Annotated in this window: 21 protein-coding genes and 1 tRNA gene; 15 read left to right on the top strand and 7 right to left on the bottom strand. The window is 72.5% G+C overall.

All coding sequences use genetic code 11. The features are described 5' to 3' along the window. The first annotated feature begins 22 nt into the window (after window positions 1-22). The 5 genes from IFT73_RS08885 to IFT73_RS08870 all read left to right on the top strand — a co-directional run bounded on the left by IFT73_RS08885 (window position 23) and on the right by IFT73_RS08870 (window position 5,645). Window positions 23-2,113 carry a hypothetical protein gene (locus tag IFT73_RS08885; protein ID WP_192167316.1) on the top strand — a complete coding sequence of 697 codons (2,091 nt, stop codon included), beginning with the start codon at window positions 23-25 and terminating at the stop codon, window positions 2,111-2,113. 78 nt (window positions 2,114-2,191) lie between these two features. Then, the gene (locus IFT73_RS19275) at window positions 2,192-2,320 is read left to right on the top strand and encodes a hypothetical protein (RefSeq protein WP_256435466.1); all 129 of its coding nucleotides are present in this window, start codon (window positions 2,192-2,194) and stop codon (window positions 2,318-2,320) included. A 9-nt stretch (window positions 2,321-2,329) separates the two neighbouring features. Next, window positions 2,330-2,974: a dTMP kinase gene (gene tmk, locus IFT73_RS08880; RefSeq protein ID WP_056603328.1), complete on the top strand. Its 645-nt coding sequence runs from the start codon at window positions 2,330-2,332 to the stop codon at window positions 2,972-2,974. After that, window positions 2,971-4,128: a DNA polymerase III subunit delta' gene (locus IFT73_RS08875; protein ID WP_371811210.1), complete on the top strand. Its 1,158-nt coding sequence runs from the start codon at window positions 2,971-2,973 to the stop codon at window positions 4,126-4,128. The genes tmk and IFT73_RS08875 overlap by 4 nt, the downstream gene beginning before the upstream one ends. Beyond that, the gene (locus IFT73_RS08870) at window positions 4,125-5,645 is read left to right on the top strand and encodes an alpha/beta hydrolase (protein ID WP_192167314.1); all 1,521 of its coding nucleotides are present in this window, start codon (window positions 4,125-4,127) and stop codon (window positions 5,643-5,645) included. Before IFT73_RS08875 ends, IFT73_RS08870 begins: the two co-directional genes overlap by 4 nt. A 78-nt stretch (window positions 5,646-5,723) precedes the next feature. Here the strand turns inward: IFT73_RS08870 and IFT73_RS08865 are convergent, their stop codons facing one another. Continuing rightward, window positions 5,724-6,011: a chorismate mutase gene (locus IFT73_RS08865; RefSeq protein WP_056603319.1), complete on the bottom strand. Its 288-nt coding sequence runs from the start codon at window positions 6,009-6,011 to the stop codon at window positions 5,724-5,726. Between the two features lie 95 nt (window positions 6,012-6,106). Between IFT73_RS08865 and IFT73_RS08860 the strand changes: the two genes are divergently transcribed. After that, window positions 6,107-6,182, top strand: a tRNA-Thr gene (locus IFT73_RS08860). Between the two features lie 160 nt (window positions 6,183-6,342). Here the strand turns inward: IFT73_RS08860 and IFT73_RS08855 are convergent. Next, window positions 6,343-7,164: an alpha/beta fold hydrolase gene (locus IFT73_RS08855; RefSeq protein WP_056603316.1), complete on the bottom strand. Its 822-nt coding sequence runs from the start codon at window positions 7,162-7,164 to the stop codon at window positions 6,343-6,345. A gap of 83 nt (window positions 7,165-7,247) precedes the next feature. On the opposite strand from IFT73_RS08855, the gene IFT73_RS08850 reads away from it, so the two are divergent. Beyond that, a complete protein-coding gene (locus tag IFT73_RS08850; protein WP_192167313.1) occupies window positions 7,248-7,727 on the top strand; it encodes a MarR family winged helix-turn-helix transcriptional regulator in 480 nt (159 codons plus the stop codon). Here IFT73_RS08850 and IFT73_RS08845 read toward each other — a convergent pair. Then, window positions 7,714-8,754: a zinc-binding dehydrogenase gene (locus IFT73_RS08845; RefSeq protein ID WP_192167446.1), complete on the bottom strand. Its 1,041-nt coding sequence runs from the start codon at window positions 8,752-8,754 to the stop codon at window positions 7,714-7,716. The two genes, IFT73_RS08850 and IFT73_RS08845, sit on opposite strands and share 14 nt — an antisense overlap. 202 nt (window positions 8,755-8,956) lie before the next feature. Beyond that, window positions 8,957-11,110: an MMPL family transporter gene (locus IFT73_RS08840; RefSeq protein WP_192167312.1), complete on the bottom strand. Its 2,154-nt coding sequence runs from the start codon at window positions 11,108-11,110 to the stop codon at window positions 8,957-8,959. Window positions 11,111-11,244: 134 nt separating this feature from the next. On the opposite strand from IFT73_RS08840, the gene IFT73_RS08835 reads away from it, so the two are divergent. From IFT73_RS08835 to nhaA, 3 genes are all read left to right on the top strand, one after another. After that, window positions 11,245-11,643, top strand: a complete 399-nt coding sequence (locus IFT73_RS08835; protein WP_192167311.1) for a DUF302 domain-containing protein — start codon at window positions 11,245-11,247, stop codon at window positions 11,641-11,643. Between the two features lie 17 nt (window positions 11,644-11,660). Further along, on the top strand, window positions 11,661-11,924 hold the full coding sequence (locus IFT73_RS08830; protein ID WP_192167445.1) for a metal-sensitive transcriptional regulator: 264 nt from the start codon (window positions 11,661-11,663) through the stop codon (window positions 11,922-11,924). Between the two features lie 84 nt (window positions 11,925-12,008). After that, window positions 12,009-13,295: a Na+/H+ antiporter NhaA gene (nhaA, locus tag IFT73_RS08825; RefSeq protein ID WP_082555940.1), complete on the top strand. Its 1,287-nt coding sequence runs from the start codon at window positions 12,009-12,011 to the stop codon at window positions 13,293-13,295. An 18-nt stretch (window positions 13,296-13,313) separates the two neighbouring features. Here nhaA and IFT73_RS08820 read toward each other — a convergent pair whose 3' ends face one another. Then, window positions 13,314-14,504, bottom strand: coding sequence for an MFS transporter (locus IFT73_RS08820; RefSeq protein ID WP_192167310.1), 1,191 nt, complete (start codon window positions 14,502-14,504; stop codon window positions 13,314-13,316). A gap of 23 nt (window positions 14,505-14,527) precedes the next feature. Here IFT73_RS08820 and IFT73_RS08815 point away from each other — a divergent pair, with 23 nt between their 5' ends. Next, entirely contained in the window at window positions 14,528-15,115 is a 588-nt protein-coding gene (locus IFT73_RS08815) for a TetR/AcrR family transcriptional regulator (RefSeq protein ID WP_192167309.1), read from the top strand. Here the strand turns inward: IFT73_RS08815 and IFT73_RS08810 are convergent. Continuing rightward, window positions 15,112-15,495, bottom strand: coding sequence for a MerR family transcriptional regulator (locus IFT73_RS08810; protein WP_192167308.1), 384 nt, complete (start codon window positions 15,493-15,495; stop codon window positions 15,112-15,114). The genes IFT73_RS08815 and IFT73_RS08810 overlap by 4 nt on opposite strands. A 156-nt stretch (window positions 15,496-15,651) precedes the next feature. Between IFT73_RS08810 and IFT73_RS08805 the strand changes: the two genes are divergently transcribed. After that, window positions 15,652-17,163, top strand: coding sequence for a SulP family inorganic anion transporter (locus IFT73_RS08805; protein WP_371811209.1), 1,512 nt, complete (start codon window positions 15,652-15,654; stop codon window positions 17,161-17,163). 21 nt (window positions 17,164-17,184) lie between these two features. Here the strand turns inward: IFT73_RS08805 and IFT73_RS08800 are convergent, their stop codons facing one another. Then, the gene (locus tag IFT73_RS08800) at window positions 17,185-18,342 is read right to left on the bottom strand and encodes a pyridoxal phosphate-dependent aminotransferase (protein ID WP_192167307.1); all 1,158 of its coding nucleotides are present in this window, start codon (window positions 18,340-18,342) and stop codon (window positions 17,185-17,187) included. Between the two features lie 200 nt (window positions 18,343-18,542). Here IFT73_RS08800 and IFT73_RS08795 point away from each other — a divergent pair, with 200 nt between their 5' ends. From IFT73_RS08795 to IFT73_RS08785, 3 genes are read left to right on the top strand one after another with little or no spacing between them, the layout of a single operon-like run. Continuing rightward, window positions 18,543-20,009, top strand: a complete 1,467-nt coding sequence (locus tag IFT73_RS08795) for a DUF1800 domain-containing protein (RefSeq protein WP_192167306.1) — start codon at window positions 18,543-18,545, stop codon at window positions 20,007-20,009. Beyond that, window positions 20,006-21,268 (top strand): DUF1501 domain-containing protein, encoded by a 1,263-nt coding sequence (locus IFT73_RS08790; RefSeq protein ID WP_192167305.1) that lies wholly within the window; start codon window positions 20,006-20,008, stop codon window positions 21,266-21,268. The genes IFT73_RS08795 and IFT73_RS08790 overlap by 4 nt, the downstream gene beginning before the upstream one ends. Further along, entirely contained in the window at window positions 21,265-22,458 is a 1,194-nt protein-coding gene (locus IFT73_RS08785) for an MFS transporter (protein ID WP_371811219.1), read from the top strand. Before IFT73_RS08790 ends, IFT73_RS08785 begins: the two co-directional genes overlap by 4 nt. Window positions 22,459-22,610: the final 152 nt, after the last annotated feature.

The following is a 22,610-nucleotide window of genomic DNA, read 5'->3' as shown; positions in this document are numbered from 1 at the left end:
CCGTCGCCGCCGGAGGTCGTCCATGAGGGTGCTGTCCCGTCTTCTGCTCGTCACCGGGTCACTCCTGCTCGCGATCGGCCTCGTCGCCGGTGTGGTCAACCGCCAGGTGCTCGACGGTGACCGCTTCGTCGAGCACGTCGACGCGGTCCGCACCGATCCGGCGGTGGCGCGACAGCTCGGCCTGCTCGTCACCGACCGGCTGCTGCAGCAGCAGCCCGACCTGACGGGCCTGCGGCCGTTGATCGAGTCGGCCTCGACCGCGCTGGTGGCCAGCCCGGCGCTCGGGCCGGTCGTCCGCACCACGGTCACCCCGTTGCACCAGGCCCTCACGTCGGACGACGACGACCAGGTCGTGCTGCGTCTCGCCGACGTCGGAGCGCTGCTGGTCGCGGCGATCACGACGGTGTCGCCCAGCACCGGGGCCGTCATCCCGCGCGACCTCGACCTGACCCTGGCGTCGATCGGTGGGCAGAGCGCGTCCGACGGGGTGGTCGACGCCGCTCAGCTCGTCGACCTGCTGGCCTGGCTGTGCCCGCTCCTGGGGGTGGCGCTGCTCGTCGTGGCGGGACGCGTCAGGGAGCGGGGCTGGCGGTCGGTCGTGCGCCACGTCGGCGGCGGTGCCCTGGCGGCGTCGGGGCACGTCGCGCTGCTGCTCGTCGCCGGGAGCCTGGCCGCGTCGCGGGCCGACGACCGGTCGCTGGCCGGGGCCCTGGGGCGCGCGGCGTGGCGTGAGCTGGACGGGTCCCTGTGGTGGACGGCGGGCCTCACGGCGGCCGTCGGGCTCGTGCTGAGGGCGGCCGGCAGCCGCGGGTCCTCCCTCGAGCCCGCGACGCTGCTGCGCCGCGGTCGCGAGGTGCTGCTCGACCGCAGCGCCGATCCCGGCGCCGAGGCGCTGCGGGCGGGGATCATGCTCGGTGCGGGCGTCCTGCTGGTGCTGCGTCCGGTCCTCGTGATCGGGGTGGTCGGGGCGGTCGTCGGGTTCCTGCTGGCGCTCAGCGGGGCCCAGGTGCTGGGACGCATGGCGGTGCTGGAGGTGCTGGAGCGCGTGGGTCGTCCGTCGAGGTCGGCCCCGAGGAGCGGACGTCCGGTGGTGGCGGTCGTCGCGGGCGTGGCGCTGGTGGCCCTGCTCGTCGTCGCCGCGCTGCCGGGGAGCGACGGCCTTCCCGTCGCCGCCGCTGCCGACGACGACGCGTGCAATGGTCACGTGCAGCTGTGCGACCGCCGGTTCGACCAGGTGGCCTTCCCCGCGACGCACAACTCGATGTCGGCGGCGGACCAGCCCGGGTGGTTCCTCGCCGAACAGCCGCACGGCGTCCTGCGGCAGCTCGACGACGGCATCCGCGTGCTCCTCGTCGACAGCTGGTACGGGCAGAGCACGCAGCGTTCCGGCGTCGTCGCGAACACCGAGGAGAGTCGCTCGGCCGGTCTCGCGGAGGCCGAGGCGACGTACGGCCCCGAGCTCGTCCAGAGCGCCCTGCGGCTGCGCGACTCCCTGAACCTGACGCCGACCGGCCGGGCGGAGCCGTATCTGTGCCACGCGCTCTGCGAGCTCGGCTCGACGAAGTGGGAGCCGCTCATGGTGGACGTCAAGGGGTGGCTCGACCGGCACCCGCGCGAGGTCGTCACGTTCTTCGTCCAGGACGAGGTCTCGGCCGCCGACACCGCGGCACTCGTCGAGCGCGCGGGCCTGATGCCGTACGTCCACGTCCCGGCGGCCGGTGAGCCGTGGCCGACCCTGGGCGAGATGATCGCGTCGGGACGCCGCGTGGTCTTCCTGCTCGAGAACTCGAGCGGCGGAGCGCAGGCCCCGTGGCTCATCGACAGCAGGACCGAGGTGCAGGACACGCCGTTCTCGTTCACGAGCGCCGACCAGTTCAGCTGTGAGCCGTTCCGCGGCACCGCTGACGCGCCCCTGTTCCTGGTCAACCACTGGCTCAGCAACTACTCGTCCCGGGTGACCGACGCGCGCGAGGTCAACGCCGAGCCCGTCCTGCTGCCGCGTCTGCAGCAGTGTCGCGACCAGCGTGGCCGCCTGCCGAACTTCGTCGCGGTCGACAACTACGACCAGGGCGACCTCCTGTCGTCGGTCGACGTGCTCAACGGGGTGGACTGACAGACTCCCGTCCGGCTGCACGATCCCTCGATCCGCACCGCCGGGCCGTTCGCAGCGGCGATCGCCGCGTGCGTCGCGGTGACGTTCGTGCCGGTGTCGGAGCTGTGGGTCGGGCTGATCTGCGTCGCGCTGCTGACGTCCGAGCTGGTGCTGACGTCGGACGATCGCGCCGGTGCAGGCGTCGCCCGCGTCGGTGTCGCCGACTAGGCTCGCCCCATGGATCCCCTCTTCACCGAGACCGGGCTGTTCCTCTGTCTCGAAGGCGGCGAGGGGGCCGGCAAGTCGACGCAGGCCGCGCTGCTCGTCGAGTGGCTCGAGGGCCTGGGCCACCCCGTCCTGCTGACCCGTGAGCCCGGCGGCACCGACGTCGGGCAGGTCCTGCGCCGCATCGTGCTCGACCACGACACGGGGGTGCTGTCGCCGCGCACCGAGGCCCTGATCTACGCCGCCGACAAGGCCGAGCACGTCGACCGGGTCGTGCTGCCGGCGCTGGCCGACGGCACCGTGGTGCTGACCGACCGCTACGTCGACTCGACGTTGGCCTACCAGGGCGCCGGTCGCGAGATCGGTGTCGCCGAGCTCGAGGCCGTCGCGCGCTGGGCCACGTCCGAGCTGCGCCCGCACCTGACGATCGTGCTCGACATCGACCCGGCGATCGGCCACACGCGGTTCGAGGGCGCCGACCGCATCGAGTCCGAGCCGCTCGCGTTCCACCAGCGGGTGCGCCAGCACTTCCTCGACCTCGCGGCGGTCGATCCCGCGCACTACCTCGTCGTCGACGCCGGCCGCACGCCCGACGAGATCCACCACGAGGTCCGCGCCGCCGTCGAGCCGTGGCTCGCTCAGGTCGGCGCCCCGTGACCACGTCGACGACGTCGGTCTGGGCCGACCTGGTCGGGCAGGAGCCCGTCGTCGAGACGCTGCGCAGCGCCGTGGCCTCCGCATCGGGCGACGGCCGCTCGATGACGCACGCCTGGCTCTTCACGGGCCCGCCCGGCTCGGGCCGGTCCAACGCCGCGCTGGCCTTCGGCGCGGCGCTGCAGTGCGAGCGCGGCGGCTGCGGGCAGTGCCACTCCTGCACCACGGCCAAGGCGGGCAGCCACCCCGACATCACCGTCATCACGACCGAGGGGCTGACGATCGGCGTCGACGGCATCCGCGAGTACGTGCGCGCGTCATCGTTGCGGCCGGCGCTGGGCCGCTGGCAGGTGCTGATCGTCGAGGACGCCGACCGGCTCACCGACCAGGCCGCCGCGGCACTGCTCAAGGCGATCGAGGAGCCCTCGAAGCACACGGTCTGGATGCTCTGCGCGCCCGCGGCCGACGACGTCATGATCACGCTGCGGTCGCGGTCGCGCTCGGTCGTCCTGCGCACGCCCGGCACCGCGGCGATCGCCCGTCTGCTGGTCGAGCGCGACGGCGTCGAGCCGGCGATGGCCCAGGCCGTCGCGGCGGCGTCGCAGGGCCACATCGGCCGCGCGCGCGGTCTGGCGCGTGACGCCGACGCGCGCGAGCGGCGACGCATGATCCTGTCGATCCCGCTGTCGATCCGCGGCCTCGGCGACTGCATGTCGGCGGCGCAGCGCGTCAGCGACGAGGCGACGGCGCGGGCCGCGGCGTTCTGCGACGCCGCCGACGAGCGCGAGCTCGCCGACGTGAGGCAGGCGTGGGGCGTCGAGGAGCGCGGTCGCCGTCCCCCCGGCTACGCGGGCGCCACCGCGACGCTCGAGAAGGACCAGAAGCGCCGCCGCACCCGGCTGACGCGCGATGCGATCGACGGCGTGCTGCTCGACCTGCTGTCGTTCTGCCGCGACGTCCTCGCGGTGCAGTGCACCGACGGCGCCGCGCTGGTCAACGCCGACGTCGCCGACGACGTCCACGAGATCGCCCGCATGTGGACGCCCGAGTCGACCATCGGCGCGATCGATGCGATCGTCGAGTGCCGTGCCGCCCTCACCGCCAACGCCGCCCCGCTGCTCGCCCTCGAGAGCATGATGATCGGACTCCGTCGATGACCCGTGCCCGCACGACCCTCGTGCTCTCCGTCGTCTTGGCGCTGCTGGTCGGCGTCGCTGTCTACGCCGCCTTCGCGACCCGCTCGTCGGGCGGGTTCGACGAGCCGACGCCGCTGAAGGCCGAGGCGCCCGAGGGCCTGTCGTCGTTCTACACGCAGGACCTCACGTGGTCCGACTGCGACGGCGGCCGCTGCGCCTGGGTCACGGTGCCGATCGACTACGACGAGCCCGACGGCGCCACGACCAGGCTGCGCATGGTCGTCTACCCCGCGACGGGCGACAGCACGCGCAGCGTCTTCGTCAACCCCGGTGGTCCCGGCGGATCGGCGATCGACTTCGCCGCCACGATGAAGAGCTCGCTCGGCGACGACGTCCGCCGCTCGGCCGACGTCGTCGGCGTCGACCCGCGCGGCGTCGGGCTCAGCTCGCCGCTGACGTGCCTGTCCGACAAGAAGTTCGACGCCTACGCGGCCGGCGACCCCGATCCCGACGACGCCGCCGAGATCGCGGCGTCCCGCGCCGCGGGCACGGCGCTCGGCGAGGCCTGCCTGGCCAACTCCGGCGAGCTGGCGGCCCACGTGTCGACCGTCGAGGTCGCCCGCGACATGGACGTCGTCCGCGCCCTGCTGGGTCGCAGGACGCTCGACTGGTTCGGCGCCTCGTACGGCACCGAGCTCGGCGCGGTCTACGCCGAGCTGTTCCCCGACAAGGTCGGCCGCATGGTGCTCGACGGCGCGGTCGACCCGACGCTCGGTCCCGTCGAGTCGAGCTTCGCGCAGGCCCAGGGCTTCCAGCGGGCGCTCGCGGCCTATGCCGCCGACTGCGTGACGTCCGACGACTGCCCGCTCGGCGACGACGCCGACGCCGGCGTGGCCAAGATCGCCGACCTGATGCAGCAGCTCGACGCGAAGCCCCTGCCGGGGGGCAGCGGTCGCGAGCTGACCGAGGGTCTCGCGTTCTACGGCGTCGCCGTGACGCTGTACGACAAGGAGACGTGGCCGTACCTCACCCAGGCCCTGACCGCGGCCTTCAAGGGCGACGGCTCGGTGCTGGTGGCCCTGTCGGACGCCTACTTCGAGCGCAAGCCCGACGGCACGTACGCGAGCAACGGCGGCCAGGTCATCAGCGCCGTCAACTGTCTCGACAGCCCCGGCGGGCTGACGCTGGCCGATGTCGAGAAGCAGACCCCCCGATTCGTCGAGGAGTCACCGGTGTTCGGACGGGCGCTGGCCTTCGGTGCGCTCGGCTGCACCGACTGGCCCATCGAGTCGGCCAACCCGCTGCCGCAGATCGACGGCAAGGGCGCCCCGCCGATCGTCGTGGTCGGCACGACCCGCGACCCGGCGACTCCGTACGAGTCGGCCGAGGCGCTGGCCGAGCAGCTCGACTCGGGCGTGCTGCTGACGCGCGACGGCGACGGCCACACGGCCTATCTGTCGGGCAACTCGTGCATCACCCGGGCCGTCGACTCCTACCTGGCCGACGGAACCGTCCCGAAGGCCGGCACGACCTGCTGACTTCCCGCCGGAGCGGTGACCGGCGCATCGGGGTGTGTCCGCACCGGCGCGGACACACCGCGATTCCCTCGTCCGGGCTCAGCCGCGGATGTCCTCGTGGTGCCGGATGACCTCGGCGATGATGAAGTTCAGCAGCTTCTCGGCGAAGGCGGGGTCGAGGTCGGCGTCCAGCGCCAGGCCCTTGAGCCGGGTGATCTGACGCTCCTCGCGGGCCGGGTCGGACGGCGGGAGGTCGTGCTCGGCCTTCAGGCGTCCGACGCGCTGCGTGTACTTGAAGCGCTCGGCCAGGATGTGGATCAGTGCCGCGTCGATGTTGTCGATGCTGGCGCGGATCTCCTCGAGCTCGGCGCGCGTCGTGTCAGTCACGCGTGCGAGTCTACGGTGACCGGCCCGGTGTGTGCCCCGGGTCGGCACGGGGTAGAGTTTCTCTCGGTTCGGCGGGCGATCCCCGGCGGACCGTGGCCGCCTTAGCTCAGTCGGTAGAGCGTTTCACTCGTAATGAAAAGGTCGTCGGTTCGATTCCGACAGGCGGCTCCACGCACGGCACGATGACGACCAAGACCCCGGACCACGTCGGCCCGGGGTCTTTCGCGTGGGGGGCCGGCCGCTCGCCCCACACCTGGTCGCGTTGTTCCCACGTGGCACGACGGAGCCCACCCACCCCGAAGGGGCAGGTGGGCTCCGGTCGTGCTCGGGACTACTTCTTCAGGAAGTCCAGCAGTGCCGCGTTGAACTCGGCGGCGTGGCTGACGTTGAAGCCGTGGGGTGCGCCCTCGACCACGACGAGCTCGCTGCCCGAGATGGCCTCGGCGGTGCGCTTGCCCGAGACCTCGAACGGGACGACGGCGTCGCCGTTGCCGTGGATGACGAGCGTCGGCACGTCGACCTTGGTCAGGTCGTCACGGAAGTCGGTGCGGCCGAATGCGCCGATGCACGCGACCAGCGCCTCGTCACGAGCGTGCTGCTCGAGCGCGATGGCGTCCTGACGCTGCTGGTCGGTGACCTTCAGCTCGCCGTCGACGCTGAAGAAGTTCGTCGTGAACCCGTCGAGGAAGTTCTCGCGGTCGGTGCGCGCGCCGTCCTCCATCTCCTGGACGTCGGACTCGGCGAGGCCGCCGTCGGGGTTGTCGTCGGTCTTCAGCAGGTACGGCGGGACGGCGCCGGCGAAGACGACCGAGTGCAGGCGGTCGGTGCCGTTCGTGCCGATGTAGCGGGCGATCTCGCCGCCGCCCATCGAGAAGCCCACGAGCGAGGCGTCCGTCAGGTCGAGCGAGGTCAGCAGGCCGTCGAGGTCGGCCGCGAACGTGTCGTAGTCGTAGCCCGACTCGGGCTTGTCGGACTCGCCGAACCCGCGGCGGTCGTAGGTGATGACGCGGTAGCCGGCCTCGGTGAGCGCCGGGACCTGCTCGGACCACGAGGCGCCCGAGAGCGGCCAGCCGTGGATCAGGACGACGGGACGACCGTCGCCTCCGGAGTCGGTGATGTGCAGCGAGATGTTGTTGACGTCGATGTCAGCCATGATGCCCCTTCGGTGAGATATCTTGTGCACTAGACAATCTGCCACCGGGGCGGAGACGTCACAACTCGAAACCGGGAGAAGGCATGACGCGCAGTACCCCCGAGCAGGTCGACGACGCGCTCGGCGCGCTGGTCTGCTTCGACCTCTACGTGGCGTCCCGGGCCATGACGCGCCGCTACCGCCCCGTGCTGGACGAGCACGGCATCACCTATCCGCAGTACCTCGTGGTGCTCCACCTCGGTTCGGCAGGACCCAGCACGATCAAGGGCGTCGCGCAGGCCCTGCGCCTCGACCACGCGACGCTGACGCCGATCATCCGCCGCATGGAGGGCAGCGGGCTGCTGGTCCGCGAGCACGACGAGGCCGACCGTCGATCGGTGCGGCTGACGCTGACCGACGCCGGCCGGGCGGTCCACGCCGCGTCCGACGAGGTGCAGTGCACGATCCGCGACGACCTCGGCATGACGCCCGACGAGCTGCGCGACCTGCAGACGACGCTGCGCAGGGTCGAGCAGGCCATGACCGCCCGGGTGCGGGACGGCGGTGGGCTCACAGCCGGATGACGGTGGCCCCTCCGGCACCCGATCCGAGCTCGTCGAGACCCGCGAGGCGGTGGGGGACGTCGTCGAGACCGATGGCCTCGCGGATCAGCAGGTCCGGACGCAGCCGTCGCGCGGCGATCTCGTCCATCATCGGCGGGTAGTCGTGCGCGGCCATGCCGTGGCTGCCGAGCACCTGCAGCTCCGAGCCGATGACGGTGCCGATGAGGTCGGCGAGCGGTGCGCCGGCACCGGCCACGAGCCCGATCTGCACGTGGCGCCCGCGCGTGCGCAGGCTCGTGAGCGACTGCGTCACGACGGCCTCGTGCCCGATCGCGTCGATCGAGACGTCGGCGCCACCGTCCGTGAGCTCGCGGACGACCGACGGCACGTCGACCTCGCGGGGGTCGAGCAGCGTCGTCGCCCCCACCGACGCCGCGAGCTCGAGCGACGCCCGCGACACGTCGACCGCCACAACGCGCGCGCCGCGGGACGCCGCGACCATGACGGCGGCCAGGCCCACGCCGCCGCACCCGTGCACCACGACCCACTCCTGGTCGGTGACCCGCCCGACGAGGACGACGGCCCGGTACGCCGTCGCGAAGCGGCAACCCAGGCTCGCCGCGACGTCGAACGACATCGCCGACGGGATGCGCACCAGGTTGACCTCGGCACGCTCGATCGCGACGAGGTCGGCGAACGACCCCCACCCCGTGAAGCCGGGCTGACGCTGGTCGTCGCAGACCTGGTGGTCGCCGCGGCGGCACGACGCGCAGACGCCGCAGGCGATCACGAACGGCGTCGTGACGCGGTCGCCGACCGTCCACGACGTGACCTGCTCGCCGACCTCGGCGATCGTCCCGGCCAGCTCGTGACCCGGGACGTGCGGCAGCGAGATGCCGGCGTCGTGGCCCCGCCAGCCGTGCCAGTCGCTGCGGCACAGCCCGGTGGACGCGACGCGCACGACCACGCCGTCGGGTGGGCAGGTCGGAGCCGGAGCCTCGACCACGCGGGGCAGCTGACCGAACTCCTCGAACATCACGGCGCGCATGACGGCCAGCCTAGGGGCGGCCTCGGCGGTCATCGTCGGAGACGCTGCCACCACCGGGGTGCGTCGGGGCCGGTGTGGCCCGCGCACCACTCCTCGTCCGGCACCATCGCCCTCACCGAGGCGACGTGCTGGCCGCACCCGGCCCACGTCGTCCTGCCGCACGTCCTGCACCGGACGGGTCTGCACATGGTCTCTCCTCTGGTCAGTGGTGCGCGAAGGTGATGGTGGGCAGTGCCCGCCGCAGCCACGCGGGGGCGTACCAGGCCGCATGGCCGGTGAGTCGCAGCAGCACGGGCAGCAGCACCAGCCGGACGACGAACGCGTCGAGCAGCACCGCGACGCCCAGGACGACTCCCATCTCCTTGGGCGGCAGCGGGCCGGACAGGGCGAAGGTGAAGAACACGACGACCATGACGGCGCCCGCGGCGAAGATCACCCGGCCGGAGTGCGCGAGGGCGCCGACCATCGCCTCCTTCGGGTCGCCCGTCCGCTCGTAGTGCTCCTTGGCCGAGGCCAGCAGGAAGACCGTGTAGTCCATCGCGATCGCGAAGATCATCGCGAAGAAGAAGACCGGCGCCCACGCGTCGAGGAACCCCTGGCTCTCGAAGCCGAGGACCCCGGCGCCCCAGCCGTCCTGGAAGACCAGTCGTGCGACACCGAAGGCCGCGGCGGTCGACAGCAGGCTCACGAGCGTGCCGAGCAGCGCGATCAACGGCGCCTGCAGGGCGACCAGCAGGAGCGCGAAGCCCAGGGCGAGCACGACGCCGATCACGAGCGGGGTCGACCGGTCGAGCTGGCTCTTGAGATCGATGTTCTCCACGGCGGCGCCTCCCACCAGAGCCGTGTCGGGCAGCTCGGAGCGCAGGCGGTCGACCGTCGTCGCCAGTGCCGGGTCCGACGGGTCGACGGTGGGCACGGCCTGGACGATCGCCAGCCCGGAGCCGTCGGTCGCGAGCCGTGCGGGCTGGGCCCCGGCGATGCCGGGATCGGAGACGAGGACGCTCGAGGCGGCCTCGGCCTGCGACGCCTCGACGACGACCTGGAGCGTCCCCGGCGCGCCGTCGCCGAAGGCGTCCTGCACCCGGTCGTACCCGACGCGTGCCGAGGCGTCGTCCGGCAGGACGCCGATCGACGGCATCGAGGTCCTCAGGCCGACGACGGGCGAGGCGAGCGCGAGGAGGACGATCACGGAGGCGGCGCCCCAGGCGGCGGGTCGCTGCCACAGCCGTTCGCCCCAGGCCGCGAAGCGACGCGACCGGTGCTGGCCCGTCGTGACCCATGGCAGGGAGAAGCGGTCGATGCGGCGGTCGAGCGCGAACAGCACGATCGGCAGCAGGGTCAGCGTCGCCGCCAGGACGAAGACGACCGAGATCATGATGCCGCCGGCCATCGAGCGGAACGACGGCGAGGGGACGAGCATGACCGCCGACAGCGAGACGAGGACGGTCAGCCCGGACAGCAGCACGGCCTTGCCGGCGGTGTCCATCGTCTCGGCGACGGCTCGTCGTGCCGTCAGCCCCGCACCCATCCGGGCGGCGCGGTAGCGGACGACGAGGAAGAGGGCGTAGTCGATGCCCAGGGCGAGCGAGAACATCATCGCGAAGTTCATGGCCCAGATCGAGACGGGCACGAGCTCGTTGATCAGCACGAGCGAGCCGGCGGAGGCGACCAGGCCGGCCAGCGTCAGCAGCAGCGGGAGGCCGGCCGCCACGAGCGCGCCGAAGGCGATGACGAGGATCGTCAGGGTCAGGGGCCACGAGATCATCTCGGACGTCAGCATGGCCTCGAGATTGGCCTCGTTGAAGTCGGACCACAGCAGCGAGGAGCCCGTCGGGTCGACCTCGATCCCGTCGCCGGAGAGATCCTGCAGCGGCTGCTTGAGATCGGTCGCGACCCGCACCATCTCGTTCGTGTCGACGCCGGCCCCGGCCATGACGATCGCGGTGCGTCCGTCGGTGCTGAGGGTCGCCCCGGCCTGGGGCGCGACGACGTCGGCGATGCGGGGCTCGGCCTCGAGCCGGGCCGTGACGGCGGCGATCACCTCGGCGCCCCGTCCCTCGGTGACGGGGCCGTCGTCGCGGTGCACCACGACCTGGATGGCCGACGAGGCCTGACCGCCGAAGTGGGTGCGGGCGAGCTCGCGAGCCTCGACGGACGGTGAGCCGTCCGCCTGCCAGCCCGCGCCCGACAGCTCGCTCTCGACCCGTGGGGCGAAGACACCCAGGGCGACCACGACCAGGATCCACCCCGCGGTGACGAGACGGGCGTGCGCGACGAGCCACAGGCCGAGTCGTCCGAGGGGGCCGGGCCGGGTCGCGGAGGTGTCGAGCCGTGGGGGAGTCGAGGTCGTCGTCATGGGGTCCGTCCTGCGAGATTCGGATGTAGTGTGGTGGATGGGGTAACCCCCCGGGGGGTTACGACGTGACCGTAACACATCCCCCAGGGGGGATGTAGGATCGGTGTGAACACCCCCGAGCACGAGGAGCGACCATGACATCGATGACCATGACCACCGCGACGACCAGGACGTACGACGAGACCGTCGCCCTGGTGCGTCGACACCTCCCCGACGTGGGCTTCGGCGTCCTGACCGAGATCGACATGCAGGCGACCCTCAAGGCCAAGCTCGGCGTCGACGTCGAGCCGCAGATCATCCTCGGCGCCTGCCGGCCCGAGCTCGCGCACGCCGCGACCCAGGCCGACCCGTCGGTCGCGGCCCTGCTGCCGTGCAACGTCGTCGTCCGCGCGCACGGTGACGAGACGATCGTCGAGACGCTCGATCCGCGGGTCATGACGACGATGGCGCCGGGGGGCGCCGCGCTGCAGGACGTCGCCGAGGACGCGCGCCGCCGCCTCACCGAGCTGCTCCGCCTGGTCGGGAACGCCTGATGGCCGACGCGGAGGCGATGGGCCTGGACCCCGCCGAGATCAAGGCCATCATCACCCGCATGAAGCGCGCGCACGGACATCTGGGCAGCGTCATCCGGATGATGGAGGAGGGGTCCGACTGCGAGTCCGTCCTGACGCAGCTCGCGGCCGTCAACAAGGCGCTCTCGCGCGCGGGCTACGCGATCGTCTCGACCGGGATGCAGCACTGCATCGCCCAGGGCGACGGTCCCGGTGGGGTGGACGCCCAGAAGATGGAGAAGCTCTTCCTGAGCCTGGCGTGAGGGGGCGTTCCGGTAGGCTGGTGTGAGGTGCGCCGGGAAGTCTGGTCGGCATGACGTCGTCGACCCCCATTGGAGCCCGTTCTCGTGAATGACCACCGCTCGTCCCGTTCCCTGCTGTCCCGCGGCAGCTGGCCCGAGGCGCAGCGCATCGCCGAGCTGATGCGCAAGGAGACTGTCGGGGGCGCCCTGCTGCTGGTCGCGACCGTCGTCGCACTGGTGTGGGCCAACTCGCCCGCCGGTGGGTCGTACGAACGTCTGTCCGAGACGCGCATCGGTCCGTCGGCGCTGCACCTCGACCTGACGCTCGCGACCTGGGCCGCCGACGGCCTGCTCGCGATCTTCTTCTTCGTCGTGGGTCTCGAGCTCAAGCGCGAGTTCGTCGCGGGCGACCTGCGCGATCCCAGCCGGGCTGCGCTGCCGGTCGTCGCCGCGGTCGGCGGCATGGCCGTCCCGGCCCTCGTGTTCGTCGCGGTCAACGCCGGCGGAGGGTCCGACCTGCGCGGTTGGGCCATCCCGACCGCGACCGACATCGCGTTCGCGCTCGCCGTGCTGGCCGTCGTCAGCTCGCACCTGCCCGTGGCGCTGCGGACGTTCCTGCTGACCCTCGCCGTGGTCGACGACCTGCTGGCGGTCACGATCATCGCGATCTTCTACACGTCCGACCTGCAGGTCGGGTACCTCGCGGCGGCGCTGGTGCCGCTGGCCCTGTTCGCCGTCGCGGTGCAGCGGCGCATCCGCTCGTGGTGGCTCCTGCTGCCGCTGGCGGTCGCGACCTGGGCGCTGATGCACGAGTCGGGCGTGCACGCGACGGTCGCGGGCGTGCTGCTCGGCTTCGCGGTGCCGGTGCTGCGTCGCGACGGCGGCGACGGCATCGGCCTGGCCGAGCACTTCGAGCACCTCGTCCGTCCGTTGTCGACGGTCGTGGCGGTGCCGGTGTTCGCCTTCTTCGCCGCGGGCGTGGCCGTCGGCGGCCTGTCCGGTCTGTCGGAGGCCCTGCGCGATCCCATCGCCCTCGGCATCATCGCGGGCCTGGTCGTCGGCAAGACCGTCGGCATCTTCGGCACCACGGCGCTGTTCGCCCGCTTCACCCGCGCCCGTCTCGACGACGAGCTGGCGTGGACCGACGTGTTCGGCGTCGCGGTCCTCGCGGGGATCGGCTTCACGGTGTCGTTGCTGATCGGCGACCTCGCCTACGGGCTCGGGTCAGATCGTGACGACCACGTCAAGGTCGGGGTCCTCACCGGATCGCTCCTCGCGGCGGTCCTCGCGGCGGTCGTGCTGCGGCGCCGCGACAAGGTCTATGCGCGCATCGCCGAGCGCGAGGCGATCGACGCCGACGGTGACGGCGTGCCCGACGTGTACGGCACCTGAGGCCGCGTCCGCCGGCTCCTAGACGCGGGTGCCCGCCGCCACCCGCCGTTGCGGTGAGCCCGCCCGTGCCGACGGTGCGAAGGGCGCGACGGCGGCGAGCAGTGCCACCGTGCCGGCCGCCACGAAGGCTGCCGACGATCCCGTCGCGGGGATCGCTCCACCGATCGCCGCAGCGCCGAGCGCCTGGCCCAGCACCAGCACGACGAACAGCATCGACGTGCCGGCCGGTGCGTGGCGCGGGTCGATCGCGGTCGTCCACGCGATGAGGGCGCCGCTGCCCGCGGTGTAGCCCCAGCCGAACGCGACGCACGCCACGAGCGCCGGTGCGCCGGTGGACACGCCGATGGTCGCGGTGGCCGCGCCCGTCACCAGGGTCGTGAGGCACCAGGCGGCGCGGGGCGGGAGCGATCCCATGGGCCCGGCCGAGGCGACCACCGCGGTGCCGCCGACGCCGATCGCGATCCATGCCAGCACCGAGGCCTGCTCGCCGACGCCCGCCGCGACCAGGTGGGTGCGACCGAAGCTCCAGACGGCCGCCGATCCCGCGCCCATCAGCAGGGCGGACGCGATCGGTGCACGGTGCGACGCCAGCCAGGCGGGCGACGGCAGCGGGCGTCGTCCGCCGTCGGTCGGGGCGTCCCGACCCCGGTCGAGGAGCAGCACGGCGGCACCGACGGCGACGGTGGCCCCTGCGACGAGGTACCAGGCGAGTCGCCAGTCGGGCAGCAGGACGAGGGCCAGGAGGCCTGCGCCCACCAGGCCCGGTCCGGTCCCGGCGTTGACGACGGCCTGGTGCCGCGCGTCGTCCGTCGCCGCGACGGTCCGCCGCACGATGCTGACCAGGGCGGGGGAGGCCAGCCCGGCCCCCGTCGAGGCGAGGACGGCGGCGATCCCGAACATTGGCGGGCCTGATGCGGCGGCCATGCCGGCAGAACCCACCGCCGCACCGGCGATCGAGGCGACGACCAACCGCCTCGGGCGGGACGACGCCCAGACGAATCCCGCGGCGGCGCCGGCGCAGTAGGCGACGGACGCGCCCGCCGAGATCAGTCCCGACGCCGCGGAACCGAGCCCGAGCGAGGCCTGGACGTCCGGCAGGAACAGGCCGTACGCCAGCCGCACGAGACCGTAGGTCGCCGCGACGAGTCCCAGGCCTGACGTGACGAGGGCTGCGGGGCGGGCCTTCTCAAACAAAAACGTACGTTTCACTTTGTCGAGTCTAGGCTGAGGACATGCCCCTGCGCACCTCCACCGAGACCAAGCTGCTCGACGCGGCCGACGAGCTGTTCTTCTCGCAGGGCATCAACCTCACGCCGGTGGACGCCGTGCTCGCGCGGGCCGGGGTCTCGGCCGCGACGATGTACCGCGGCTACGCCAGCAAGGAGGCCCTCGTGGCGGCGGCGCTCGAGCGCCGCCACCACGCCTGGATGGACGTGTGGCGCGACGCGGCCGAGGAGGCGGCGACGCCTCGCGACGCGCTGCTGGCCGTGTTCGACGCCCTCGACCGGTTCAGCGCGCGCCCGCTCGGCGCCCGGTGGTGCGCCTTCCTCGGGGCGGCGGCCGAGTACCTCGACCCGCCCGACGAGATCGTGCTGGCCGTCGCACGCGACACCGACACCCTGCGCGACGGGCTGCGGGACCGCGCGGCGCCGGTCGTCGGCGACGGTGCGGCGTCCGCCGTGGCCGAGCAGCTGCTGCTCGTCGTGAGCGGCCACCTGGCGATGCGGCTGCGGCGGGACGACCTCGACACGTCCGTCGCCCGCTCGGTCGCCGTCGCGCTGCTCGACGCGGCGTGGGCGAGCGGACGGGCCAGGGGCTAGGGCGCGTCGAGCTCGGTCGCGAGCAGACCCAGGAACTCGTCGGCCATCGCGAGCTGACGCTCGAGCCGGGCACGCCGCTCGGCGGCGTCGCGCTGCACGTCCGCCAGGTGCTCGCCGGCCCGCGCGCGGTCGTCGGTGCCGGCGCCCGGGTCGCGCAGCGCGGCGAGATCGGCCATGACGGCCTTCATCTCGTCGAGCGTGAAGCCCAGCGGCTTCATGCGACGGACGAACAGGATCCGCTCGACGTCCTCCTCGGCGTAGAGCCGGAAGCCGCCCTCGGACCGCCCGGACGGAACGACCAGCCCGACGTCCTCCCAGTGCCGGAGGCTGCGCAGCGACAGATCGGTGCGGGCCGCGACCTCGCCGATGTGCATCGCCATGGACGTCCTCCACCATCGGTTGTGGACCAACCCTTACGTTGCGGTAGGGTTGTGTCCAGACTTCGCCGGCGCATCGCCGGCACCACCATGGTGGCCCATCGCGCGGCCGCCCCCGCACACGACCTCGCGCCCACGGGCGCGTCCCAGGAGAAGCCTGTGTCACCTCGCACGTCCCCCCGATCCCCCCACGCCGAGGGCAGCGTCCTGCACGCACTTCGGTCGCCCAAGCTGCTGCGCACCGAGGTGCTCGCCGGCCTCGTCGTCGCGCTCGCGCTGATCCCCGAGGCGATCTCGTTCTCGATCATCGCGGGCGTCGACCCGCGGGTCGGCCTGTTCGCCTCGTTCACGATGGCCGTCGCGATCTCGTTCCTCGGCGGCCGGCCGGCCATGATCTCGGCCGCGACCGGAGCGATCGCCCTGGTCATCGCGCCGGTCATGAAGGACCACGGCTTCGACTTCCTCATCGCGACGGTGCTGCTCGGCGGAGTGATCCAGGTCGTCCTGGCGGTGCTGGGCGTCGCCAAGCTCATGCGGTTCATCCCGCGCTCGGTGATGGTCGGCTTCGTCAACGCCCTGGCGATCCTGATCTTCGAGGCACAGATCGACCACATGATCGACGTCCCGTGGGCCGTCTACCCCATGATCGCCGTCGGCATCGCGGTGATGGTCGGCTTCCCGCGCATCAACGCCGTGATCCCCGCGCCGCTGGTCGCGATCGTCGCGCTGACCGCGTTCACGGTCGTCGGTGCGATCAACGTGCCCGACGTCGGCGACGAGGGCAAGCTGCCCGACAGCCTCCCGGCCTGGTTCGTGCCCGACGTGCCGTTCACCCTCGAGACGCTGCAGATCATCGCGCCCTACGCCGTCGCGATGGCGCTGGTCGGGATCCTCGAGTCGCTGCTGACCGCCAAGCTCGTCGACGACATCACCGACACGCACTCCGACAAGACCCGCGAGGCCTGGGGGCAGGGCGCCGCCAACGTCATCACGGGCTTCTTCGGCGGCATGGGCGGCTGCGCCATGATCGGCCAGACCATGATCAACGTGAAGGCGTCCGGTGCCCGCACGCGCATCTCGACGTTCCTCGCGGGCGTCTTCCTGCTCATCCTCGTCGTCGGCTTCGGCGACGTCGTCGCGCTCATCCCGATGGCGGCCCTCGTCGCCGTCATGATCATGGTGTCGGTCGGCACCTTCGACTGGCACTCGATCCAGCCGTCGACGTTGCGCAGGATGCCCAAGAGCGAGACCGCCGTCATGGTGGCGACGGTCGTCGTGACGGTCCTGACGCACAACCTGGCGATCGGCGTCGGCGTCGGCGTGCTGGTCGCGATGACGCTGTTCGCCCGCCGGGTCGCACACCTCACCGAGACCCACCGCAGCGTCGGCACCGGCGCCGACGGTGCGCCCCAGGCGGTCTACACCGTCACGGGCGAGCTGTTCTTCGCCTCCAGCAACGACCTCTACACGCAGTTCCAGTACGTCGACGACCCCGAGCGCGTCGTGATCGACCTGTCGCAGTCGCACATCTGGGACGCCTCGACCGTGGCGTCGCTCGACGCCATCACGACCAAGTACGAGCGCAAGGGCAAGACCGTCGAGATCGTCGGGCTGAACCCCGCCAGCGCCGAGCGTCACGGACGCCTGACGGGCGGGCTGTCCGGCCACTGAGCCCTGCCCTGTGCCGCGGGCTCAGCGGCGCAGGGCGCCGAGCCGCTCGACGGCGTCGGCGATCACCTCGGGACGCTTGCAGAACGCCCACCGCACGAGGGGGCGGCCGGCCTCGACGTCGTCGTGGAAGACCTGCTGGGGGACGGCGACGACGCCCGCCCGCTCGGGCAGCGACCGGCAGAAGTCGATGCCGTCGTCGAATCCGAGCGGACGGATGTCGGTCGTGGCGAAGTACGTGCCCTGCGGCACGAACACGTCGAAGCCGATGTCGGCCAGCCCGGCGCACAGCAGGTCGCGCTGCGACTGCAGCCGCTGCGTGAACGCCGCGAAGTAGTCGTCGTCGGCGCCGAGCGCGTGCGCGATCGCGGGCTGCAACGGCGAGCCCGACGTGAACGTCAGGAACTGCTTGGCGCCGAGCATCGCCCGCACGAGCGGTGCGGGACCCGTGGCCCAGCCGATCTTCCAGCCCGTGAACGAGAAGCTCTTGCCGCCGCTCGAGATCGTCAGGGTGCGCTCGGCCATGCCGGGCAGCGTCGCGATCGGGACGTGCGGCACGCCGTCGAACGTCAGGTGCTCGTAGACCTCGTCGCTGATCACGACCAGGTCGTGCTCGATCGCGAGGTCCGCGACGGCCTCGAGCTCGGCGCGGTCGAGCACCGTGCCGGTCGGGTTGTGCGGCGAGTTGAGCAGGATCGCGGTCGTGCGGGGGGTGACGGCGGCCCGCAGCTCGTCGACCGGCAGGCGGAAGTCCGGCGCGCGCAGCGTCACGGGGCGCCGGACGGCCCCCGCCATCTGGATCATCGCGACGTACGAGTCGTAGTACGGCTCCAGCACGACGACCTCGTCGCCCGGGTCGACCAGGCCCAGCAGCGCCGCGGCGACCGCCTCGGTCGCACCGGTCGTGACGGCCACCTCGTCGTCGGGGTCGACGGCCAGGCCGTAGAAGCGGCTCTGGTGGGCGGCGATCGCGGCGCGCAGCTCGGGCACCCCCGCCCCGGGCGCGTACTGGTTGCGGCCCGACCGCAGGGCGTCGACGGCTCGGTCGACGACGTCGTCCGGGCCGTCGGTGTCGGGGAAGCCCTGCCCCAGGTTGACGGCACCCGTCCGGGCGGCCAAGGCGCTCATCTCGGCGAAGATCGTCGTCCCGAGCCCGGCGATCCGCGTGCTGGAGGTCTTCACCCCCCGACTGTATCCGCGGACGTCCTCGGCCGATTCGTGTGCGGGCGACCCTCCCCGGTCCTACGCTGGGCCCAGGTCAGGTCATGCAGGACCGGTGCCGGGGGTCGGGAGTCCCTCGTGGCACCGGACGTCGGGCACGGGAGCCCCGACGTCGTGGTGGGTCAGCGCGACCGTGGGAGGACCGTCCGAAGGGGATCGCCGTGAGCGCGACACGACTGTCGTCCGCCTCCGTGCCGAGGACCCTCGACGCGCGGCAGCAGCTGGTCGCGAGCCGCTTCACGTTCGGCGTCGACGAGCAGGTCGTGACCGACCTGCGGGCGGCCGGCGGCTGGCAGCAGTGGTTCGAGCGTCAGCTCGCGCCGACCCGGCTCGTCGACACGGCGGGCACCCGCGTCCGGTCGTGGTTCCCGCTGCTGGCCGACACGCCGGACGCGGCCTGGGCCCGGGTGACGCGCGAGGAGAAGAGCGCGTGGGACTTCGGCTACGACCTGTCGAGCTACACCCTCGCCCGCAAGATCGTCGCCCGCCGCCAGGTGCAGGAGGTCATGGCCGACTTCTGGTCGAACCTGCTCTACATCCCCGCCGGCGAGGACCGCTCGTTCCCGTGGCGCCCCGCCTTCGACGACGTGATCCGCCGCCACGCCCTGGGCCGCTTCCGGCTCATGCTGCGCGAGGCGATCGTCCACCCCGCGATGTCGGGCTGGCTCAACAACTCGTCCAACACCAGGAACGGCATCAACGAGAACCTCGGGCGCGAGCTGCTCGAGCTGTACACCGTCGGACGCCCAGCGGGCTACGACGAGGCCGACGTCAAGAGCTCGGCGCGCATCCTGACGGGCTTCAAGGTCAAGGTGTTCGACGGGTACGCGGCCTCGTACGACCCGCGTGACCACTACGTCGGTGCCGTCTCGGTCATGGACTTCACGCACCCGAACGCCCAGGCCGACGGACGTCCCGTGGTCGCGGCCTACCTCGACCACCTGGCCCGGCACCCCGCGACGGCCCGGCGCCTCGCGCGACGCCTGTGCCTGCGGTTCGTCTCCGACACCCCGTCCGACGAGATCGTGACGGCCGTCGCCGACGCCTACCGGGCGTCCGACACCGACATCCGCGCGACGCTGCGCGCCCTGGTGCGCCACCCCGAGTTCGCGGCCTCGGCGGGCCTCAAGGTCCGCACCCCGACCGAGGACGTCGTCAACTGCGCCCGTGTGCTGGGCACGAGGCCAGTCGCCGCCGACGACGACGCGGCGTTCGCGCGGCACGTCGTCTGGATGAGCGGCACCGTGGGCCAGAAGCAGTTCGACTGGCCCCGCCCCGACGGCTTCCCCGAGACGTCGACGACGTGGACGTCGCCGGCCCGCATCGTCCGCAGCTGGAACATCCACTACGCCCTGGCCGGCAACTGGTGGGGTGCCAAGGACGTCTCGATCCCGGCGCGCGCCGAGCTGATGCCGGCCGCGTGGCCCCAGACGCTGGGCCAGCTGACCGACCACCAGTCGCGCATGCTGCTCGGTCGCCCCGCGACGGCCGCGCTGCGCAAGGGCGTCGCCGACGCCCTGAACACGACGGAGGGCCGCAGCTTCAAGGACGCGACCGCGGTCTCCGACTGGACGTGGACCGTCGTGCGCGGCTCCGTCCTCAACGCTCCCGAGGGGATGCTCCGATGAGCACGGTGCCGAACGACGACGTCTGCGGCTGCGACGACTACGGCGTGAGCCGGCGATCGATCCTGAAGGCCGCGGGCCTCGCCGCGATGGCGGGCGTCACGACCTCGATGTTCGGCGACGTCCTGACGTCGACGGTCTACGGCGCCACGGAGGGCAACATCCTGGTCGTCGTGTCGTTGCGCGGCGGCGCCGACGGGCTGTCGATGATCGTGCCGCACGCCGAGCCCGCCTACTACACGGCCCGGCCCACGACGTCGATCGCGTACGACCGGCTCCTGCGGCCGAACGCGACGTTCGGCCTGCACCCGTCGTTCGCGCCGCTGCAGGGCATGTGGGCCGCGGGACAGGTCGCGGGGCTGCACGCGATCGGTCTGCCGTCGCCCAACCGCAGCCACTTCGAGGCGATGGAGCTGCTCGAGGACGCCGACGCCGGCAGCTCGGCGCGCATCGGCTGGATCAACCGGATGATCTCGGGCCTGTCGTCCGCGCCCGACCTGTTCGACGGCATGCAGATCGGGTCGACCGTCACCCCGACGTCGCTCGTCGGGCCCGCCCCGAGCCTCGCGACCGGCGGCTTCGACGACCTCCAGCTGCCGTTCCACTCCGACACCACGATGATGCAGCGGGTGTCGTCGTCGCTGCAGGCGCAATACGCCGGCCACCAGGGCCCCCTCGGGCCCGCCGGCGTCGACGCGCTGACGCTCGGCCGTCGCGCGTCCGACATCGCGAGCGCCGTCGGCGCCGGCGCGCCGTCGGGCGTCACGTACCCGAAGTACTCGGCGCTCGGTGAGGCCCTCGGCTCGACCGCCGGGCTCATCCGGGCCAAGGTCGGCGTCAAGGCCGTCGCGGTCGACGCCGGCGGCTGGGACCACCACGTCGACCTGCAGTGGCGGGTCAAGGACAGCATCGCCGACCTCGCGGCGTGCCTGGCGGCGTTCTTCACCGACCTCGGTCCGGACGCCTCCCGCGTCACGGTCGTGACGCTCAGCGAGTTCGGCCGCCGGCTCACCGAGAACGGCTCGCGGGGCGTCGACCACGGCTACGGCAACGCCGTCCTGGCGCTGGGCGCCGGGGTCGTCGGCGGCTACTACGCGCGCTGGCCCGGTCTCGGGACCGCCCAGCAGGTCGACGGCGACCTCGCCATGACGACCGACTACCGGGCCGTCCTGATGGAGGTGCTGGGCTCGCGCTTCTCGTCGCTCGACCTCTCGAAGGTCTTCCCGGGGGTCGCGCGGGCGCCCCTCGGCTTCATGCGCTGACGCTGCCCCTCCCGCGGCCTACGATGACGCGGATGAGCGACCTTCGCAGGACCCGCGGTGCCGTGGCGTCGGGATTCTTCCTGCAGGGGCTGGTGTTCGCCGCGATCGTCACGCAGGCCCCGCGCATCAAGGACCACTTCGGCATCGACGACGGCGGCCTGACGGCGATCCTCGTGCTGGTCGCCGTCGTGTCGGGCGTCGGCAGTGTCCTCGCGGGGATCGTCGCCGAGCGCCGCTCCAGCGCGGTGGCCTTCCGCGTCGCCCTGCTGACGATCGGGGCCGGGGCCCTGCTGGTCGGGCTCGCGCCGTCGACCCCCCTGCTGGCGGTGGCGTTCGTCGTCTACGGCCTCGGCGTCGGCGCGGTCGACGCCGGCATGAACATGCAGGGCGTCCGCGTGCAGGAGGCCTACGGCCGCAGCATCATGGCGAGCTTCCACGGCCTGTGGTCGGTCGGCGGCATCGTCGGGGCGCTGTACGCCGCGGGCGTCGCCGAGGTCGACGTGCCGTTCGCGGCGTCCCTCGCCGCCGTGGCCGCCGTCACGTGGCTCGTCTCGACCGCCGCGGCACCCCACTTCGTCGACGCAAGCGAGCGCGACCCTGGCCTCTCGTCGGCCGGACTCGACCTGCCGTGGCGACCCGTGCTGGTCTTCGGCCTGGTCGTGCTGGTGTTCTACGCCGCCGACACCGGCACGCTGACGTGGAGCACGGTGTACCTCGAGGACGCCCTCGACGCCTCGACGTCCGTCGCACCGCTGGCCTACGGCGCCTACCAGGCCGGCGCGCTGGTCTCGCGGTTCGGCGGCGACCTGGCCGTCCGCCGGCTGGGTGCCGCCGCGGTCGTGACGATCGGGACGAGCATCGGCCTCGCGGGACTGCTGACCGTCGTCGTCTCGCCCCTGCCGGTCGTCGCGATCGTGGGCTTCTTCGTGACGGGCCTGGGCCTGGCGATCCTCGCGCCCCTGGCGTTCGCGGCGCTCGCTGCGGCGGTTCCGCCCGCGGCCCGCGACGTCGCGATCGCGCGCATGAACATCGCCAACTACCTGGGCGCGATCCTGGGGGGAGGGCTGATCGGGGCCGCGGCGACGGCGGACCACCTGAGGTGGGCGTTCGTGATCCCGCTCGTGACCGTCCCGGTCGTCCTGCTCACGGCCCGCTCGTTCCGGACGACTCGTTCGGGACGACCGGTGTGAGGACATAAGTCGGCCCACCGTTCTCGGGGGGTGAAACGGTGGGCCGACAACAGGCGCCGACGGCGTGAAGCACACCGACCCTGCACCTCCAACGATAGAGGGCCCGCGCAAGCCGCGCAGGCGAATCCGGAAAATCTCCGAGAAATTCTCGA

The sequence above is a fragment of the Aeromicrobium sp. CFBP 8757 genome (assembly GCF_014841755.1).
GTDB lineage: Bacteria > Actinomycetota > Actinomycetes > Propionibacteriales > Nocardioidaceae > Aeromicrobium.
Note: the sequence above shows the minus strand (reverse complement) of the source record. Positions and strands in the feature narration are given on the sequence as shown.